Origin of the sequence: Kitasatospora sp. McL0602, from assembly GCF_052076145.1 — a bacterium.
GTDB lineage: Bacteria > Actinomycetota > Actinomycetes > Streptomycetales > Streptomycetaceae > Kitasatospora.
The window spans coordinates 3,068,830-3,085,927 of sequence record NZ_CP197246.1; the positions used below are offsets into that span (position 1 = coordinate 3,068,830).

At 71.7% G+C, this 17,098-nt stretch carries 19 protein-coding genes and 1 riboswitch; of the genes, 5 read left to right on the forward strand and 14 right to left on the reverse strand.

The features are described from left to right. Window positions 1-21: 21 nt before the first annotated feature. A complete protein-coding gene (locus ACR68M_RS13795) occupies window positions 22-192 on the reverse strand; it encodes a hypothetical protein (RefSeq protein ID WP_441250773.1) in 171 nt (56 codons plus the stop codon). A 334-nt stretch (window positions 193-526) separates the two neighbouring features. Between ACR68M_RS13795 and ACR68M_RS13800 the strand changes: the two genes are divergently transcribed. Next, a complete protein-coding gene (locus tag ACR68M_RS13800) occupies window positions 527-2,575 on the forward strand; it encodes a HelD family protein (RefSeq protein WP_441250774.1) in 2,049 nt (682 codons plus the stop codon). Window positions 2,576-2,593: 18 nt separating this feature from the next. Here ACR68M_RS13800 and ACR68M_RS13805 read toward each other — a convergent pair whose 3' ends face one another. The 3 genes from ACR68M_RS13805 to ACR68M_RS13815 all read right to left on the reverse strand — a co-directional run bounded on the left by ACR68M_RS13805 (window position 2,594) and on the right by ACR68M_RS13815 (window position 4,618). Beyond that, window positions 2,594-3,277 carry a copper homeostasis protein CutC gene (locus ACR68M_RS13805; protein WP_441250775.1) on the reverse strand — a complete coding sequence of 228 codons (684 nt, stop codon included), beginning with the start codon at window positions 3,275-3,277 and terminating at the stop codon, window positions 2,594-2,596. Window positions 3,278-3,341: 64 nt separating this feature from the next. After that, complete coding sequence (locus ACR68M_RS13810) at window positions 3,342-4,274, reverse strand: hypothetical protein (protein ID WP_441250776.1); 933 nt, start codon at window positions 4,272-4,274, stop codon at window positions 3,342-3,344. Beyond that, the gene (locus tag ACR68M_RS13815) at window positions 4,271-4,618 is read right to left on the reverse strand and encodes a PadR family transcriptional regulator (protein ID WP_441250777.1); all 348 of its coding nucleotides are present in this window, start codon (window positions 4,616-4,618) and stop codon (window positions 4,271-4,273) included. Before ACR68M_RS13815 ends, ACR68M_RS13810 begins: the two co-directional genes overlap by 4 nt. An 82-nt stretch (window positions 4,619-4,700) precedes the next feature. On the opposite strand from ACR68M_RS13815, the gene ACR68M_RS13820 reads away from it, so the two are divergent. After that, window positions 4,701-5,378 (forward strand): HD domain-containing protein, encoded by a 678-nt coding sequence (locus ACR68M_RS13820; RefSeq protein WP_441250778.1) that lies wholly within the window; start codon window positions 4,701-4,703, stop codon window positions 5,376-5,378. Here ACR68M_RS13820 and ACR68M_RS13825 read toward each other — a convergent pair. The 7 genes from ACR68M_RS13825 to thrC all read right to left on the reverse strand — a co-directional run bounded on the left by ACR68M_RS13825 (window position 5,368) and on the right by thrC (window position 11,210). After that, entirely contained in the window at window positions 5,368-5,628 is a 261-nt protein-coding gene (locus tag ACR68M_RS13825) for a DUF4031 domain-containing protein (RefSeq protein ID WP_441250779.1), read from the reverse strand. The two genes, ACR68M_RS13820 and ACR68M_RS13825, sit on opposite strands and share 11 nt — an antisense overlap. Continuing rightward, window positions 5,625-5,981: a hypothetical protein gene (locus ACR68M_RS13830; protein WP_441250780.1), complete on the reverse strand. Its 357-nt coding sequence runs from the start codon at window positions 5,979-5,981 to the stop codon at window positions 5,625-5,627. The genes ACR68M_RS13825 and ACR68M_RS13830 overlap by 4 nt, the downstream gene beginning before the upstream one ends. A gap of 19 nt (window positions 5,982-6,000) precedes the next feature. Beyond that, on the reverse strand, window positions 6,001-6,594 hold the full coding sequence (locus ACR68M_RS13835) for a Uma2 family endonuclease (RefSeq protein ID WP_441251610.1): 594 nt from the start codon (window positions 6,592-6,594) through the stop codon (window positions 6,001-6,003). A 187-nt stretch (window positions 6,595-6,781) separates the two neighbouring features. Then, window positions 6,782-8,404, reverse strand: a complete 1,623-nt coding sequence (gene groL, locus ACR68M_RS13840) for a chaperonin GroEL (RefSeq protein ID WP_441250781.1) — start codon at window positions 8,402-8,404, stop codon at window positions 6,782-6,784. A gap of 328 nt (window positions 8,405-8,732) precedes the next feature. Continuing rightward, window positions 8,733-8,939: a cold-shock protein gene (locus tag ACR68M_RS13845; protein WP_035798772.1), complete on the reverse strand. Its 207-nt coding sequence runs from the start codon at window positions 8,937-8,939 to the stop codon at window positions 8,733-8,735. Window positions 8,940-9,596: 657 nt separating this feature from the next. Continuing rightward, the gene (locus ACR68M_RS13850) at window positions 9,597-9,875 is read right to left on the reverse strand and encodes a ubiquitin-like small modifier protein 1 (protein WP_441250782.1); all 279 of its coding nucleotides are present in this window, start codon (window positions 9,873-9,875) and stop codon (window positions 9,597-9,599) included. A gap of 27 nt (window positions 9,876-9,902) precedes the next feature. Further along, window positions 9,903-11,210, reverse strand: coding sequence for a threonine synthase (gene thrC, locus ACR68M_RS13855; protein WP_441250783.1), 1,308 nt, complete (start codon window positions 11,208-11,210; stop codon window positions 9,903-9,905). Beyond that, window positions 11,204-11,334: riboswitch (SAM riboswitch) on the reverse strand. Its footprint overlaps the gene before it by 7 nt. Window positions 11,335-11,545: 211 nt before the next feature. Between thrC and ACR68M_RS13860 the strand changes: the two genes are divergently transcribed. After that, window positions 11,546-12,553, forward strand: coding sequence for a glucosyl-3-phosphoglycerate synthase (locus ACR68M_RS13860; RefSeq protein ID WP_441250784.1), 1,008 nt, complete (start codon window positions 11,546-11,548; stop codon window positions 12,551-12,553). Window positions 12,554-12,604: 51 nt separating this feature from the next. Continuing rightward, window positions 12,605-14,074, forward strand: coding sequence for an alpha,alpha-trehalose-phosphate synthase (UDP-forming) (locus tag ACR68M_RS13865; protein ID WP_441250785.1), 1,470 nt, complete (start codon window positions 12,605-12,607; stop codon window positions 14,072-14,074). Here the strand turns inward: ACR68M_RS13865 and otsB are convergent. Both otsB and ACR68M_RS13875 read right to left on the reverse strand, forming a co-directional pair. Continuing rightward, on the reverse strand, window positions 14,058-14,912 hold the full coding sequence (otsB, locus tag ACR68M_RS13870) for a trehalose-phosphatase (protein WP_441250786.1): 855 nt from the start codon (window positions 14,910-14,912) through the stop codon (window positions 14,058-14,060). The genes ACR68M_RS13865 and otsB overlap by 17 nt on opposite strands. Window positions 14,913-14,966: 54 nt before the next feature. Further along, window positions 14,967-15,251 (reverse strand): DUF3263 domain-containing protein, encoded by a 285-nt coding sequence (locus ACR68M_RS13875; RefSeq protein ID WP_441250787.1) that lies wholly within the window; start codon window positions 15,249-15,251, stop codon window positions 14,967-14,969. A 75-nt stretch (window positions 15,252-15,326) separates the two neighbouring features. Between ACR68M_RS13875 and ACR68M_RS13880 the strand changes: the two genes are divergently transcribed. Next, window positions 15,327-15,680 (forward strand): cupin domain-containing protein, encoded by a 354-nt coding sequence (locus ACR68M_RS13880; protein WP_441250788.1) that lies wholly within the window; start codon window positions 15,327-15,329, stop codon window positions 15,678-15,680. On the opposite strand, the gene ACR68M_RS13885 is transcribed toward ACR68M_RS13880, so the two are convergent. After that, window positions 15,677-17,095 carry an RNA-guided endonuclease InsQ/TnpB family protein gene (locus ACR68M_RS13885; protein ID WP_441250789.1) on the reverse strand — a complete coding sequence of 473 codons (1,419 nt, stop codon included), beginning with the start codon at window positions 17,093-17,095 and terminating at the stop codon, window positions 15,677-15,679. The genes ACR68M_RS13880 and ACR68M_RS13885 overlap by 4 nt on opposite strands. Between the last annotated feature and the right edge of the window lie 3 nt (window positions 17,096-17,098).

A 17,098-nucleotide genomic window follows, 5' to 3' on the forward strand; every position in this document is an offset into this window, starting at 1 on the left:
CGGGACGCTCAGGCGTGACTCTCAGTACTTGACGCCGTCGCGCCCGAGGAAGACGACCCGGGCGGCGGTGTCGAGGAAGATCCCGACATTGCGGACGGCTGCCGCCACCGGCTTGGACCGGCGGCGGTCGTTCGGCGCGACCGTGCTGCCACGCGGGGTCGGGACGCGGGGAGTGATCTGTACGGTGCTCATGCCACCAACGGTAGGTTTCCGGCCCCCACCTGCACATCAGTCCAAAGACCGTAAGCGGCGGCCCGAAAGTCGTCCTTGCGGCGTATGCCGCCCCCTGACCCGATCGGGGGCGTCCCGGGGGCTTCTCAGGGGTGTCCCGGAGGCGTCCCGGGGAGTAATTGATTCGCCCCCAGGGCGTTCCCGGGTCTACGATCTCCGGTCTGCCCCCTCCCGAACCGTGGTGCCGTCCTGGCAGCCGGGGGAGGTCCCGACCGGTCGGCAACCGGCCGGGGTCCTTCACTGTGAGCTACGACGAGACCGCTGCCGCCGATCGCGGCAGCCGGGAAGGTTCGCTGTGCACGCCCCCACCCAAGACCCCCTCCAGCGCGAGCGCGACCACCTGGCCGCCTCCCGGTCCGCGCTGCGCGCGATGCGCGAGGACGTCGAGAACCTCGATCTCAAGGACGTCACCGGCACCTGGGTCTCCGCCGCCGTCCTGCAACGGCAGATCGACGAACGCATCGCCGCGCTGGCCGACTTCGCACACACCCCGCTCTTCTTCGGCCGCCTCGACTACCTGCACGCGATCAGCGAGGAGTTGGCAGAAGGCGGTACCGGCGAGCAGTTCTACATCGGCCGGCGACACGTCCACGACGCCTCCGGCGACCCGATGGTGATCGACTGGCGCGCCCCCGTCTCCCAGCCGTTCTACCGGGCCACCCGCACCGACCCGATGGACGTCGAACGCCGCCGCCGGTTCGGCTACACCGGCGGTGAGTTGACCGCCTACGAGGACGAGCACCTGACCGACCCGGCCGAGGCAGACAGCGCCTCCGCCCTGCTCGCGGCCGAGATCGAGAAGCCCCGCGTCGGCCCGATGCGCGACATCGTCGCGACCATCCAGCCCGAGCAGGACGAGATCGTCCGGGCCGACATCGGCGGCACGGTCTGCGTCCAGGGCGCCCCCGGCACCGGCAAGACCGCCGTCGGCCTGCACCGCGTCGCCTACCTGCTCTACGCCCACCGCGAGAAGCTCGCCCGCACCGGCACCCTGGTGATCGGCCCGAACAGCTCCTTCCTCAGCTACATCGAGCAGGTCCTGCCCGCACTCGGCGAGTTGGACGTCGCCCAGGCCACCGTGCAGCAGCTCGTCGCGCACGTCGAGGTGCGGGCCGAGGAGCCGGCCGAGGCCGCCCGCCTGAAGGGCGACGCCCGGATGGCCGAGGTGCTGCGGCGCGCCGTCCGGGCCGGGATCACCCTGCCCACCGAGCCCTGCGTGGTCGTCCGGGGCTCCCGACGCTGGCGCGTCCCGGCCTACGAACTCGTCGAGATCATCGAGGAGTTGAGCAACCGCGAGATCCGCTACGGCGCCGCCCGGGAGGCCCTGCCGCAGCGGATCGCGCACGCCGTGCTGCTCAAGATGGAGCAGGGCGGCGAGGCGCCCGACGACCGGGTGCAGGACGCCGTCGCCCGCAACGCGGCGGTGAAGGCCATGGTCAAGGAGTGCTGGCCGCCGGTCGACCCGGCCAAGCTGGTGCACCGGCTGCTCGGCGACGCCGAGTTCCTCGCCGCCTGCGCGGATGGGGTTCTCGACGCGGAGGAGCAGGCCGCGATCCTCTGGGCCAAGCCCGGCCGTTCGGTGAGGACCGCCCCCTGGACGGCGGCCGACGCCGTACTGGTGGACGAGGCCACCGACCTCGTCCAGCGCACCTCCTCGCTCGGGCACGTGGTGCTCGACGAGGCGCAGGACCTCTCCCCGATGCAGTACCGGGCCGTCGGCCGCCGTTGCAGCACCGGCTCCGCGACCGTCCTCGGCGACCTCGCCCAGGGCACCACCCCCTGGGCGACGGCCAGTTGGCAGGAGGCCCTGCGCCACCTGGGCAAGCCCGATTCGCACGTCGAGGAGCTGACCAAGGGCTTCCGGGTACCGGAGGAGGTCATCGCGTATGCCTCGCGCCTGCTGCCCGCGATCGCCCCCGGGCTGGCCCCCGCCACCTCGATCCGCGACCTGCCGGATTCTCTGACGGTCACGCACATCCCGGACGACCTGGCTTGCGCCGTGGTCGAGGCCTGCCGGAAGGCCCTCACTCACGAGGGCTCCACCGGCCTGATCGCCGCCGACGCCCGCATCCCGCTGTACGCCGCCGCGCTCGCCGAGGCCGGGCTCCCGCACCTCTCCCCCGGCGCGGAGACCAGCGCGGACGCCCGCCTCACCCTCGTGCCCGCCTCCCTCGCCAAGGGCCTGGAGTACGACTACGTCGTCCTCGACGAGCCGGCCGCCGTCATCGCCGGGGAGCCGGACGAGCGCACGGGCCTGCGGCGGCTGTACGTGGCGCTGACCCGGGCCGTCTCGGGGCTGCACGTGCTGCACACCGAGCCGCTGCCGGACCAGCTCCAGCGCTGACGGCTGACCGCAGCGGGGTCAGCCGTCGATCAGGGCCCGCCACTCGGCGACCTTGGCCGCGTCGACCGGCGAGTCCCAGCCCGCCCGGACGGCCCCGCCGATGTGGAAGCCGGTGAACCCGGCCGCCCGCAGCCCCGGCACGTGCTCGGCCTTCAGGCCGCCGCCGACCAGGATCTGCTGCCGGTAGCCGGGCTCGCCCGCACGGGCCAGCTCGGCACCGAGGACGGCCGTACCTGCCTCGACCCCGGCGGGCGAACCGGACGTCAGGAAGGTGTCCAGGCCGGGCAGATGGCCGACCGCCGCGCGGAGGGCGGCCCGGTCCGCGCTGTGGTCGAGCGCCCGGTGGAAGGTCCAGTCGCACCCCGTGACGGCCTCCGCGACCGCTCCGGTGGCGGCCAGGTCCACCGCACCGTCGGCGTCGAGGAAGCCGAAGACGAACTCCTCGGCGCCCTCGGCCCGCAGCTCCGCCGTCCGGGCCAGCAGGGCGTCCAGATCGCCGGGGGTGAAGCCGTCCCGGGCGCGGAGCATGACCCGCAGCGGGAGGTCGACGGCGGCGCGGATCTTCGCGAAGTCCTCCGCCGAGGGGGTGAGGCCGTCCGCCGCCATGTCGGTGACCAGTTCGAGCCGGTCGGCGCCGCCGGACTCGGCGGCCTGGGCGTCCTGCGGCGTCAACGCGATCACTTCGAAAATTGGTCTAGACATATCAGCTACCCTGCCACATCCGGGACTTCCGGGCGAGCCCTCCGACCGGGCCGGACCGGCGGAGTCAGCCGCCGGCCGGCGGCGCTCCGGCCCCCGGGCCCGCCGGGGTACCTGCTGCCGCACCCGCACCCGCCGAGCGGCTCAGCCGAGTCAACACCACCGCCACGACCACGGCGACCGCAGTGGCGCCGAGCAGGTTGCGGCTCCCGTGCGCCGCGACCGCCAACTGGTCGGCCGCCTGGCCGACCACCGCCGGGAGGGCAGCCACCCCGACGGCCGCCGCGAACAGCCGCCCGCGCCGGGCACCCAGCACCGCCAGCAGCGGGAAGAGCGCCACCGCGAGCAGCCACCCCGAGCCGACCCGCACCCCGACGGTCACCACCACACCGCCCAGCATCGAGGCCGGCACCAGCACGGCACCGCGCAGCGAACGCCCCGGCAGGAGATCCGTGGGCGCCGCGAACAGCACCAGGGCCCAGAGCAGCATCGGCAGCCCGAGCACGATCACGAACATCGCCCCGGCCAGCTCCATCCCGCGGAGCTGTGCGAACCCGACGACCTCCGCCAGGACGCCGCCGACCACGTTCAGCGCCGCCAGTCCCCGGGCCGCCGCCCACCAGCCGGCCGCGGCGGCGGCCGCGCCCAGCACCGAGAGCCCGGCAGCCGCCAACGCCACCACCCGCAACGGGTCGTCGGCCCAGCCCCCTGTGCCCCGTAGCAGGTAGTGGACGGCTGCCAGCAGCACCAGCAGCGGCATCCCGGCCGCCGCCCCGGCGGCGAGCGGCGCTGCCTTGGCGGCCACCTGGCCCGGCAGCCGCGAGGACGTCAGCCCGGTGCGCACCCGCAGGCCGTACCCGGCGATGCCGAGCAGCTCGCGCAGGGCGCCGCCGTCGGCGCTGGCGTCGGCATACACGGCGGCGATCTCGTCGGCGCGCTCCTCGCGGTAGGCGGCCGGGTAGAGCCGCAGCGCCAGCTTCAGTGCAGTGGACCCGCTCATGCGAAGGCCCCCTTGACGTGCGGGCGGACGACGGTGAGACGGCGGTCGGCCTCGGCGACCACGGCGCGCAGGCGGTCGGCCTCGGCGGCCAGCGCGGTGCGGCCGTCCTCGGCGAGGGCGTACGTGCGGCGCGCCCGGCCGTCGACGACCTCCTCGCTCTCGACCCGGATCAGGCCCTGCTGGAGGAGCCGGTCCAGCGCGCCGTAGAGGGTGCCCGTCCGCATCCTGACCCGGCCGCCCGAGATGGCGGCGATCTCCTGGATGAGCGCGTAGCCGTGCCGGGGGGCATCGGCCAGCGCGGTGAGCAGGAGCAGCGTCGGCTCCTGCATGGCGCGTTCTGTCATGCGTCCATATATATCGGTGAACTGCATATGATGTCCATCAGAATTGCCGGGCGGGCCGGCCGGACGGTCCAGAATGATGCCCATGTCTGATGCCGCGCTCGACGCACTGCTCGATGTCCCGCACGATGTCCTGCTCGACCGCTGGACCGTACTGCTGCGCCGCTGCGGCGCCACCGCCGACCCGGAGCCCTACGGCCGCGACCTGCTGAAGCGCTGGGCCGAACCCCAGCGCAGGTACCACACCACCGACCACCTGCGGGCGATGCTCGACCACGTGGACGCGCTGGCCGGGCACGCCGAGGACGCGGACGCCGTCCGGCTGGCCGTCTGGTTCCACGACGCCGTCTACCGGCCGGACCGCTCGGAGAACGAGGAGCGCAGCGCCCAGCTCGCCCTGCGCGCCCTCCCCGAGGCGGGGCTGCCCGAGCCGCTCACCGAGGAGGTCGTCCGGCTGGTCCGGCTCACCGTCACCCACCACCCCGAAGCCGGCGACCACAACGGCGAGCTGCTCTGCGACGCCGACCTGGCGGTGCTCGGCGGCTCCCCCGAGGAGTACGCGGCCTACGCGGCCGCCGTCCGCGCGGAGTACGCCTTCGTCCCCGAGGACGCCTTCCGGGAGGGGCGCGCCGCCGTCCTGCGGCAGCTGCTCGACCTGCCCGCGCTCTACCGCTCCCCGGCGGCCCTCGCCCGCTTCGACGCCCCGGCCCGCAGCAACCTGGCCGCCGAGCTGGCCGAGCTGAGCGGGCCGCTCAGCTCGTAGCCTTGCGCCGCCGCAGCCCGGCGGCGGTCAGACGGGCGACGAGCTCCTTGCTGCCGACCGGCCGGGCGCCCAGCCGGAGGGCCTCGTCGTACCACTGGGCGGGGATGTCGTAGTGGTCCCGCTCGAAGCCCTTCGCGGGCGCGCCGAGCAGCACCGCGAAGGCGTGCAGCTCCTCGAACGAGACGTCGCTGACCAGGTGCGACCACAGCTTGCCGTGCCCCGGCCAGGTCGGCGGGTCGATCAGGATCACGTGAGCTGCCCGACCGGTGCGACCAGGACGGCCTCCTTGCCGCACACCCAGTGCGGGTCGGGCCCCAACTCCGGCTCCACACTCAGCGCGTGCGGGTCGTCCTCCGCCGCACACGCCTCACACAGCGGCCACCGCCCGTACGCCTCCAGCAGCGCGTCCTGCACATCCTGCGCGACCAGCCCGAGCACGTACTCCGTCCCGTCCGGCCACTGTTCCAGCCACCACCGCCGGTGCGTCACGGCGTTCTCCACCAGCGACACCACGGTCGCGTCCGCCACGTCCCGGGCGGAGAGGTCGGCAAGTATCAACGCCCGCGCACTGTGCAGGGCGGCTTCGATGTCAGGAGTGGCCATCCACCCATTCTCCCGCAGATCACCGAGGAGCTGGAAAGCCTTCGGTCCTCAGCTCGACCTCGAATGGTGCCGGCAGCTCGACCGGCTTGCCGAACGGCGTGCGACTGCTCTTCTGGTACGCGCCGTTCACCGGTTCGGAGAACAGCGTCACAGTCGGGCCGTGCTCGTCGAAGCGATCAATGAGCAGGTAGAGCGGCACGGGTGCGTGGGCATAGGCCCAGAGCTTCTTCGTCGGGTCGTGCCGGGCATTGCCGGACGAGGTGATCTCGACAGCCAACAGGAGGTCCGAGGCGTCCACCGGACTCGCGTCAGGGCTGTCAGTGTCCTCCAGTAGAGCAGTGTCCACCACCACCAGGTCGGGGACGTACACCTTCTCCAGTCGCGCGATCTCCGTACCGAGCGTCTGGTAGACACCGACCTCTGCAGGAAGACAGCGCACCAACGCGCCGTGCACCTGCCCCGCGATCAAATTGTGGCCCTTGCCAGGCGGTGGCACCAAGACGATCTGCCCTTCCTCGATCTCGGCGCGCCACCCCTCCGGGACGTCCAAGCCCCGCCAGGTGTCCAGCAGGTAGGCCCACTCGCGGCCCGACTCCACAGCCATCGCGGTCACCCCCGACCCCCTCTCTCCCGCATGACGCTGCTCGTCGTCACCGTAGTCGCGCTCCGAAGCGCCGAGACCCTCCATGAACTCAGCGTCCCACGAACGGGTGACGGACACAGGAACGCCGCGAGGGCGGCCTCCCCTGGTGGGGAGACCGCCCTCGCGAACGATCAGAACTTGCCGATCCTCAGGAGGATCAGAAGTCCATGTCACCGCCCGGCATGCCGCCGCCGGCAGCGGCGCCGGCCTTCTCGGGCTTGTCGGCGATGACGGCCTCGGTGGTGAGGAAGAGCGCCGCGATGGAGGCGGCGTTCTGCAGCGCCGAGCGGGTGACCTTCGCCGGGTCGATGATGCCCGCGGCGATGAGGTCGACGTACTCGTTGGTCGCGGCGTTCAGGCCGTGGCCGTAGGGGAGGTTGCGGACCTTCTCCACCACGACACCGCCCTCGAGGCCGGCGTTGACCGCGATCTGCTTGATCGGGGCCTCCAGCGCGACGCGGACGATGTTGGCACCGGTGGCCTCGTCGCCCTCGAGCTCCAGCTTGTCGAACGCGACCGAAGCCTGCAGCAGCGCGACGCCACCACCGGCGACGATGCCCTCCTCGACGGCGGCCTTCGCGTTGCGGACGGCGTCCTCGATGCGGTGCTTGCGCTCCTTGAGCTCGACCTCGGTGGCCGCGCCCGCCTTGATGACGGCGACGCCACCGGCGAGCTTCGCCAGGCGCTCCTGGAGCTTCTCGCGGTCGTAGTCCGAGTCGCTGTTCTCGATCTCGGCGCGGATCTGGTTCACGCGGCCCGCGACCTGCTCGCTGTCGCCGCCACCGTCGACGATGGTCGTCTCGTCCTTGGTGATGACGACCTTGCGGGCGGTGCCCAGCAGGTCGACGCCGGCGTTCTCCAGCTTGAGGCCGACCTCCTCGGAGATGACGGTGCCACCGGTGAGGATGGCGATGTCGCCGAGCATGGCCTTGCGGCGGTCACCGAAGCCCGGGGCCTTGACGGCGACGGACTTGAAGGTGCCACGGATCTTGTTCACGACCAGGGTCGACAGGGCCTCGCCCTCGACGTCCTCGGCGATGATGACGAGCGGCTTGCCGCTCTGCATGACCTTCTCCAGCAGCGGCAGCAGGTCCTTGACCGAGCCGATCTTGGAGTTGGCGATCAGGATGTACGGGTCCTCGAACGAGGTCTCCATACGCTCCAGGTCGGTGGCGAAGTAGGCGGAGATGTAGCCCTTGTCGAAGCGCATGCCCTCGGTGAGCTCGAGCTCGAGACCGAAGGTGTTGCTCTCCTCGACGGTGATGACGCCTTCCTTGCCGACCTTGTCCATCGCCTCGGCGATGAGCTCGCCGATCTGGGTGTCGGCGGCCGAGATGGAGGCGGTGGCAGCGATCTGCTCCTTGGTCTCCACCTCCTTGGCCTGGGCGAGCAGCTCGTCGGAGACGGCCTTGACGGCCTTCTCGATGCCGCGCTTCAGGGCCATCGGGTTGGCGCCGGCGGCGACGTTGCGCAGACCCTCGCGGACGAGCGCCTGGGCGAGCACGGTGGCGGTGGTGGTGCCGTCGCCAGCGACGTCGTCCGTCTTCTTGGCGACCTCCTTGACGAGCTCCGCACCGATCTTCTCGTACGGGTCCTCGAGCTCGATCTCCTTGGCGATGGAGACGCCGTCGTTCGTGATCGTGGGGGCGCCCCACTTCTTCTCAAGGACGACGTTGCGGCCCTTGGGGCCCAGCGTCACCTTGACGGCGTCGGCAAGCTGGTTCATGCCACGCTCGAGTCCGCGGCGAGCTTCCTCGTCAAAAGCGATGATCTTGGCCATCGGAAGTGGTCCTCCAGGACACGGTCGACTGCTCGGACCAGAGGTGCCCGCGACGGACGGCCCTGGTGTGCGGGGGTCATGTCCCCAACCGCTCCCGGGGGCCTCACCGACCCGGTCCGTTGTCACTCTCATGCTGTGAGTGCTAACGCCAATGATTAGCACTCTCGGGTATCGAGTGCAAGCCCAATCGGCCGAGCCGCGCCGATGTCGCAGGCGACGGCGGCGGAGACGGCGGCAGGCCCGTACGACGGGTGTCGTACGGGCCTGCCGGGTGAAGCTGTTGAGCACCAGCTCGTGACCGAGCCGAGGCCCCGCAGGGGCGGAAAGGTCAGACCGCGGGCGCACGGACCATGTCCGCCTGCGGGCCCTTCTGTCCCTGGGAGATCTCGAACTCGACCCGCTGGCCCTCCTCGAGGGTGCGGTAGCCGTCCATCTGGATCGCGCTGTAGTGGACGAACACGTCCGCACCACCGTCGACCGCGATGAAGCCGTAGCCCTTCTCCGCGTTGAACCACTTGACGGTGCCCTGAGCCATTCCGAACTCCCCTTGTACTGTGCTGGCCCTTCACGAACCCGCAGGGATGCGGGTCCAGGTCTGGTAGGCACGCCCGAGGGAACCCCCCCTGGACGCAGCCCTGCACGCCGCAAGCGGCCGCTGACGCCGCCCTGGGGGCGGCTGATCAGCGGGCGAATGCGTCGACCGCGGCTGAATGTATCCGGACAGACGCCCTCTGCAACAGGCCCAACCTTGCGGAATTCACCGGGGCACAGGACGGATATCCCGGGATGAAAGCGGCAGACGACAGCAATTCACACCGGGCATAGCGGGACGAATGGCGCAAAGCGCCGAAAGATTTCTGACGTCAGCCTGACATCTTCCGGTCCGTACTACCGGACGGACGTCTCAGCGGCCGGACGAGCCTTGCGTATGCGACCAGCCGGTCGGAGGCGTCGGGCGCAGGCATGGACGGGCCACCGGGACGGGCCGCCGCGAAGGAGTGCGCAAAGGAGTGCGGGAGGGAATACCCCGCAGGCGGCGGAGGGGAGTACGCCGACCAGAGCCGCACTCTACTCCCCCGCCGGGACGGGAATTCCCCGGGCATGCCGAAGCCGCCGGAAGAAACGGAACAATGCGTTCCGAATTCCACCGGCGGCTCGGGTCCGTGCAATGCCGCGGTTGCGTGCGGGGCGGTCAGCAGCCGCCCGCGACGGCCGGGATGACGGAGACGCTCGCGCCGTCCGCGACGGCCGTCTCCAGGCCCTCGGCGAAACGCACGTCGTCGTCGTTGACGTAGACGTTCACGAAGCGGCGCAGCTTGCCGGTGTCGTCGAGGACGCGGGCCGCGATGCCCGGGAAGTTGGCCTCCAGGTCCTGGACGACCTCGGCCAGGGTGCTGCCCTCGGCCTTCACCTCGGCGGCGCCGTCGGTGTAGGTGCGCAGGATGGTCGGGATGCGGACGCTGACGCTCATGTTCGGTGCTCCTAAAGCGGGTGGGGGTCAGGCGGAGGCGAGGCCGGCCGAGCGGAAGGACTCCAGCGTCGGCCGGATGACGGTGGTCATGCCGGCGTCGGAGACGGCGTCCAGGGTCTTCAGGCCGTCGCCGGTGTTGATCGCGACGGTCTCCTTGGCCGGGTCCAGCTGCCCGGTCTCGACGAGCTTCTTGAGCACGCCGACGGTCACCCCGCCCGCGGTCTCGGCGAAGATGCCCTCCGTCCGCGCCAGCAGCTTGATCGCCTCGACCACCTCGGCGTCGGTGACGTCCTCGACGGCGCCGCCGGTGCGCCGGGCGATGTCCAGCACGTACGGGCCGTCGGCCGGGTTGCCGATCGCCAGCGACTTGGCGATGGTGTTCGGCTTGACCGGGCGGATGACGTCGATCCCGGCCTTGAAGGCGGCGGAGACCGGGGAGCAGCCCTCGGCCTGGGCGCCGAAGATCTTGTAGGGGCGGTCCTCGACCAGGCCGAGCTTGATCAGCTCCTGCAGGCCCTTGTCGATCTTGGTGAGCTGGGAGCCCGAGGCGATCGGGATCACCAGCTGCTCCGGCAGCCGCCAGCCGAGCTGCTCGCAGATCTCGTACGCCAGCGTCTTCGAGCCCTCGCCGTAGTACGGGCGGAGGTTGACGTTGACGAAGCCCCAGCCCTCGCCCGCCGGGTCGCCGATCAGCTCCGAGCAGAAGCGGTTCACGTCGTCGTAGTTGCCCTCGATGCCGACCAGCTCGCCGCCGTAGACCCCGGCCATCACGACCTTGCCCTGCTCCAGGTCGTGCGGGATGAACACGCAGGACTTGAAGCCGGCCCGTGCCGCCGCCGCGCCGACCGCACCGGCCAGGTTGCCGGTGGAGGAGCACGACAGGGTGGTGAAGTGGAAGGCGCGCGCCGCCTCGATCGCGCAGGCGACCACCCGGTCCTTGAACGAGTGCGTCGGGTTCCCGGAGTCGTCCTTGATGTGCAGCTGCGCGGTGAAGCCCAGCTCGCGGCCCAGGTTGTCGGCCTTCACCAGCGGCGTCCAGCCCGGGTTCAGGTTCGGCTTGGAGGCGACGTCGGCGGGGACGGGCAGCAGCGGGGCGTAGCGCCAGATCGACGCCGGACCGGCCTCGATCCGGCGGCGGAGGTGCTCGGTGTCTTCGCTGCCGAAGTCGTACGCGATCTCCAGCGGGCCGAAGCACTCGACGCAGGCGAAGATCGGGCCGAGCTCGAAGCGGGTGCCACACTCACGACAGGACAGCGCGGCGGCGGGGCCGAGGTCGACGGTCGCGGGGGCAACAGGGGTAGCGGTAGCCATGATGGCGGAGGCCTCTCTCCTCATCTTCCCCGTGGCGCGGGCGCGCCACAGGACGGAATTGGCACCTGTCCCGCCGGGTCTGCGACCACGGAGCGAGAAGGTTGCCGGGACTTCGACGGGCCGTTCCCTCAGTCCCTCTGGATGAGCTCTATGAAGTTGTGGTCATACTCCTGGGCCGACCCCGACGTGCAAAGGTCCGACCGCAGTACGAAGACTGTATCCGAAGGCGGCCGCGATTCCGGGGAGCGTCCGCCCAGCGAGATGACACAGCCCATAACCGGCCACGGGCCGGAACAGCCTTGGGGGCCCGGCGCCTTGATACTCCAGGACGACAGACACGACCCACGAGGAGCGACACCGTGCAAGACGAGCTGACCCCGGCTCTCCTTCCCGAGGTGGCGTCCTGGCTGCGCCGGCGCTCGTGGACGACCGCCGACCGGCCCGCCGAGACGCTGCTCGCCGCCAAGCGGGCGGCGGGCCCGGCCGGCACGGTCAGCGTGGTGTTGCCCGCCCTCGACGAGGAGCCGACCGTCGGCGAGATCGTCCGGGTGATCCGGCGGGAGCTGATGGAGCGGCTGCCGCTGGTCGACGAGCTGGTCGTGGTCGACTCCGGCTCCTCCGACCGGACGGCCGAACTCGCCGCCGCCGCCGGAGCCCGGGTGGTGCACCGCGACGACGTGCTGCCCCGGCTGCCCGCCGCCCCCGGCAAGGGGGAGGTGCTCTGGCGCTCGCTGCTCGTCACCTCCGGCGAGATCGTCTGCTTCATCGACGCCGACCTGCGCGAGTTCGACCCGGCCTTCGTCTCCGGCATCGTCGGGCCGCTGCTGACCGACCCCGGGCTGCACCTGGTCAAGGCGATGTACGACCGGCCGCTGGAGACCGAGGGCGCGGTCGTCCCCGCCGGCGGCGGCCGGGTCACCGAGCTCGTCGCCCGCCCGCTGCTGGGCCTGCACTGGCCGCAGCTGGCCGGCTTCGTCCAGCCACTCGGCGGCGAGTACGCGGCCCGCCGCTCACTGCTCGAACAGCTGCCCTTCCCGACCGGCTACGGCGTCGAGCTCGGCCTGCTGGTGGACGCCCTGGACACCGTCGGGCTGGACGCACTGGCCCAGGTCGACGTCGGCGTCCGCCACCACCGCCACCAGGACGGCCAGGCGCTCGGCCGGATGGCCGCCACCATCTACCGGACCGCCCTGGAACGCCTCGACCGCACCCACCGCCTCAAGGCCGAGCCCGACCTCGTCCACCCACTGCTCACCCAGTTCACCAGAGACCCGGCGACCCGCGCCTTCACCGCCCACACCCACCCGGTCGGCGCCCTGGAACGCCCCCCGATGCGGACCGTCCCGGAGTACCGGGCGCGGGGCTAGTGCCGCACCCGGCAGGGTTTGCGCCCCCGCCACTCAGGCAAGGTTGCCTGTATGGCCGATCTCGCGACCGAACGTTCGAAGCCTGCCGGCGCCGCCCCCGTCCTGGTGGCCTCCAACCGTGGGCCGGTGTCCTTCAGCAGTGGGGACGACGGCGCGCTCACCCTGCGCAGAGGCGGCGGCGGCCTGGTCTCCGGCCTGTCCGCGATCGACGACCCCTCCGCCGTCTGGGTCTGCGCCGCACTCGGCGAGGCCGACCGGCAGGCCGCCCGGCAGAGCCCGGAAGGGCGGCTCGACCTGGGCGGATTCGACATCGGCGGACAGGCCGTCCGGATGCTGGACATCGACCCGGGCACCTTCACCCGCGCCTACAACGGCGTCGCCAACTCCACCCTCTGGTTCGTCCACCACCTGCTGTACGACACCCCGGTCACCCCCGTCTTCGACGAGCGCTTCCGCCGCGAGTGGGAGTCCTACCGCGCGTACAACACCGCCTTCGCCGAGGCCCTCGCCGCCGAGGCGGCCCCCGGCGCGGCCGTCCTGATCCAGGACTACCACCTCTCGCTCGCCCCGGAGCTGCTCCGGGCCCTGCGGCCCGACCTGCGGATCGGCCACTTCTCGCACACCCCGTGGGCGCCGCCCGAGTACTACCGGATGCTGCCCGACGACGTCGCCGCCGCCGTCCTCTCCGGCATCCTCGGCGCCGACCGCGCCGCCTTCCTGACCCGCCGCTGGGCGCTCGCCTTCGCCGACTGCTGCGAGAGCGTGCTCGGCGCCGTCGTCGACCGCACCGCGCTCACCGTCACGCACGGCGGCCGCACCACCCGGCTCGGCGTGCACGCCCTGGGCGCGGACGGCGACTTCCTCCGCAAACGGGCCCACCGGCCCGACGTGGAGGCCCGGTTGGCCGCACTGCGGGAGCAGGTCGGCGAACGCCGCACCATCGTCCGGGTCGACCGCACCGAGCTGAGCAAGAACATCGTCCGGGGCCTACTCGCCTACCGGCACCTGCTGCGCTCCCGGCCGGAGTGGCAGGACCGCGTGGTGCACATCGCCTTCGCCTACCCCTCCCGGCACGACCTGCCCGAGTACCGGGAGTACACGGCCGCCGTGCAGCGGATCGCGCACGAGATCAACGACGAGTTCGGCACGCCGAGTTGGCAGCCGCTGATCCTGCACGTCAACGACGACTTCCCCCGGTCGCTCGCCGCCTACCGGCTCGCCGACGTCGCCCTCGTCAACCCGATCCGGGACGGCATGAACCTCGTCGCCAAGGAGATCCCGGTGGTCTCCGACGCGGGGTGCGCCCTCGTGCTCTCCCGCGAGGCGGGCGCGTACGCCGAACTCGCCGACGACGCCATCACGGTGAACCCCTACGACGTGCTCGCAACCGCCGAGGCGCTGCACCGGGCACTCACCATGCCGGCTGCCGAACGCACCGAACGCACCAAGCGGTTGGCCTCCGCAGCCACCGCACTGCCGCCGCAGCAGTGGTTCCTCGACCAGCTCAACGCACTCGGCTGAGCTCCTGGGCGAGCGCCGCCAGCAGCGCCACCACACCGGCCGGGCCGGGGACCACCAGGTCGGCCCGGTCGGCGAGTTCACGGACGGGGGCCTCCCCCGGGGCCGGGTCGCTGCTGCACACCAGCAGGCCCGGCAGGCCGTCCGCGCGACGCTTCTCGACGGCCGCGTAGGCGGCGAGGTCACCGAGGTCGTCACCGGCGTAGAGCACTGCGCCGGCCGGGCGTTCGGCCAGGTAGCCGGTGAGCGCGGCGCCCTTGTCGACACCCGGCGGGCGCAACTCCAGGACGTACCGGCCGGGTTCGACCACCAGGCCGTGCCCGGCGGCCAGCCGGGCGACCGGCCCGCCCAGCAACTCAAGTGCGGCGTCCGGGTCTTCGGTACGACGGGTGTGGACGGCCAGGGCCCGGCCCTTGTCCTCGACCCAGGTGCCGGGCGGGGCGCCGGCCCCGGCCAGTGCGGCGGGCAGCTCGGCGCGGGCCGCCGCCACGCCGGGCGGCGGCTCGGGCGCGGCGACTTCACCGGTGCGGGCCTCCCAGCGCTCCACGCCGTACTGCCCGAGCACCGTCAGCTGCTCCAGCCCCGGCACGCCCGCGAACCCGCCGTACCGCACCGCGAGTTCCGCCGGGCGGCCGGTCACCACGACCATCGACCCGACCAGCGGGGCCAACGCGGCGAGTGCGGGCACCACCCCCGGGTGGGCCCGCGCCGAATCCGGATCGGCGACGATCGGCGCCAACGTCCCGTCGAAGTCCAACGCGATCACCGCCGCAGCAGGCTCTGCCACCAGAGCCGCCAACCCAGCCCGACCACCGACCGTACCCACTTCAGGCATACCCATGCCCGGAACCTACCCAGCCCCCGGGCCAACTTCACGTACCCGGCGCCCCTGGGGTCAACGCTGCTGTCGAGCGGCCTCACGGATGCGCCGGAGCCGGTTGACCAGGACCGGTGCGTGGGCCAGGGCCTGCGGGCGGTCGAGGAGGCCGTTCAGCAGCTGGTAGTACCGGGTGGCCGAGAGACCGAGCTCCTCCCGGACGGCCCGCTCCTTGGCGCCCGCCGTCCGCCACTGCCTGGCCTCCAGCGCGAGCACCGCCGCCTCCCGCTCGGTCAGCCCCGCCCGCTCCGCCCGCTGGGTCAGCTCCGTCCGCTGGGTCAGCTCCGTCCGCTCCTCCGTCATGCTGTCATTCTGCCTGGCGGACCCGACACACTCTGCGGTGCCCGCACGGCCCGCCGCCGGGCTAGCGTCAGCCCCATGACCAACAGCTTCGCTCTGCACATCCCCGACGCCGACCTCGAACCCGACCCGCTGGACCCCGCCCAGATCGTCTCCGGCACCCCGGAGGTGACCGGCAAGGTGCTCTGGGAGTCCGAGGACGGCAACCGCATCCGCGGCATCTGGCAGATCACCCCGGGCGTGGTGACCGACACCGAGGCCGACGAGATGTTCGTGGTGATCAGCGGCCGCGCCACCATCGCCTTCGAGGACGGCACCGTCCTGGAGGTCGGCCCGGGGGACGTCACCGTCCTCCACGAGGGCGACCGCACCACCTGGACCGTCCACGAGACGCTCCGCAAGGCATACGAGTTGACTTCCTCCCGGCCCTAACCGGCGGGGATACCCATCGGCCTGGCGACCGATCTGGCGGCGCGCCGGTTGCCCGGTGGCCTGGTTCCGCGCTTCACAGACCGGCTGACGCCGAGGTCTCCACGGGCTGACACCGCATGCCCTGCGGCGTTGAGGATGTTCTTCGCAGCATTCACGTCGGCATGCGCGGTGTGTCCGCAGGCTGTGCACTCGAAGTCGGCTTGGCTCTTGCGCGACTTCGGGTCCACCTGCTTGCACCTGTTGCACGTCTGCGAGGTGTACGCCGCATTGACCAGGACCACGATGGTCCCGGTCGTGCGGGCAGCGTTATGGATGGCGAGTTCCAGCTTGTGCCACCCCTTGGCCAGGATGGCTCGGTTCAGCCCCCGCTTCTGCGCGACCTGACGTCCAGGGGCGTCCACCGTGCCGGACGCACTGGCAGTCATGTTGCGGGTCCGGAGGCGCTCCAGCACCACCACCGCGTTCGCGGTGGCAAGCCGGTTGCCCACCCACGCGCAGAAATCAGCACGCCGGTCCCGGGCTCGGCCCGTGATGACGTTGATCGCCTTGACAGTTGCAGCGCGCCGCCGGCTGCCGCACTGCTGCCTTGCCAGCTTCTGCTGCAACCGGCGCAGCCGCCCCGCCTCACCCGGCGTGACGAATACCCGGTCGTGGAAGATGCCACCCGAGGTGGTCGCAGCAACCTTCACGCCCCGGTCCACACCGACGGCCGTGTCCGGCATGGCATGCCGCTCAGGGGTCGCCGTGCCGGTATCGACAAGGAAAGAGACAAACCAGTGCCGCCCCTGCCGGGTGACGGTCGCCGAGCGGACCACACCGCCGAGCGGCCGGGACCAGCGGAACCGGACCCACCCCAGCTTCGGAAGCTTCGCCCGGCCCCACCTACGGCCCAGCTGCTCCACCGTGATCAGCCGCCCCGCCGGGAAGCGGAACGACGGCGACCACCCGGTCTTTGACCGCCACCGAACCAGATAAGTCCCATGCTCCCGACACGCCTGGTCGAGATCGCGAAGTGTCTGCTGCAACACATGTGACGGGGCATCCGCGAGCCACGGGAACTCCCGTTTCGCCTCCGCGAGCTCGGCGGCCTGCGGCACGTAATTCATCCACGCCCCACGCCGCCGGTACTCCCGGCGCTGCTCCAAGGCGGTGTTCCACACCGACCGGCACACATCACCAAATGCCTGGCACAAGTCAGCCTGACCATCAGTCAGTTCAAGTCGATATCTGCGACCAGAGAGCACAGGGACACCCCCTTTCGACAATCGCGATCGCCCCGCCAAGCACCACAGCCAGCTGACTGGGGACGGTACTCTGCCGTCCCTCACCCACTGCCATGGGCAGCCGACTCCGCCCCGAAGGAGGGAATCTGCGCCAGACGCCCGGATCGCCCCCTCTGCAGGTGGTATAGGCATCCG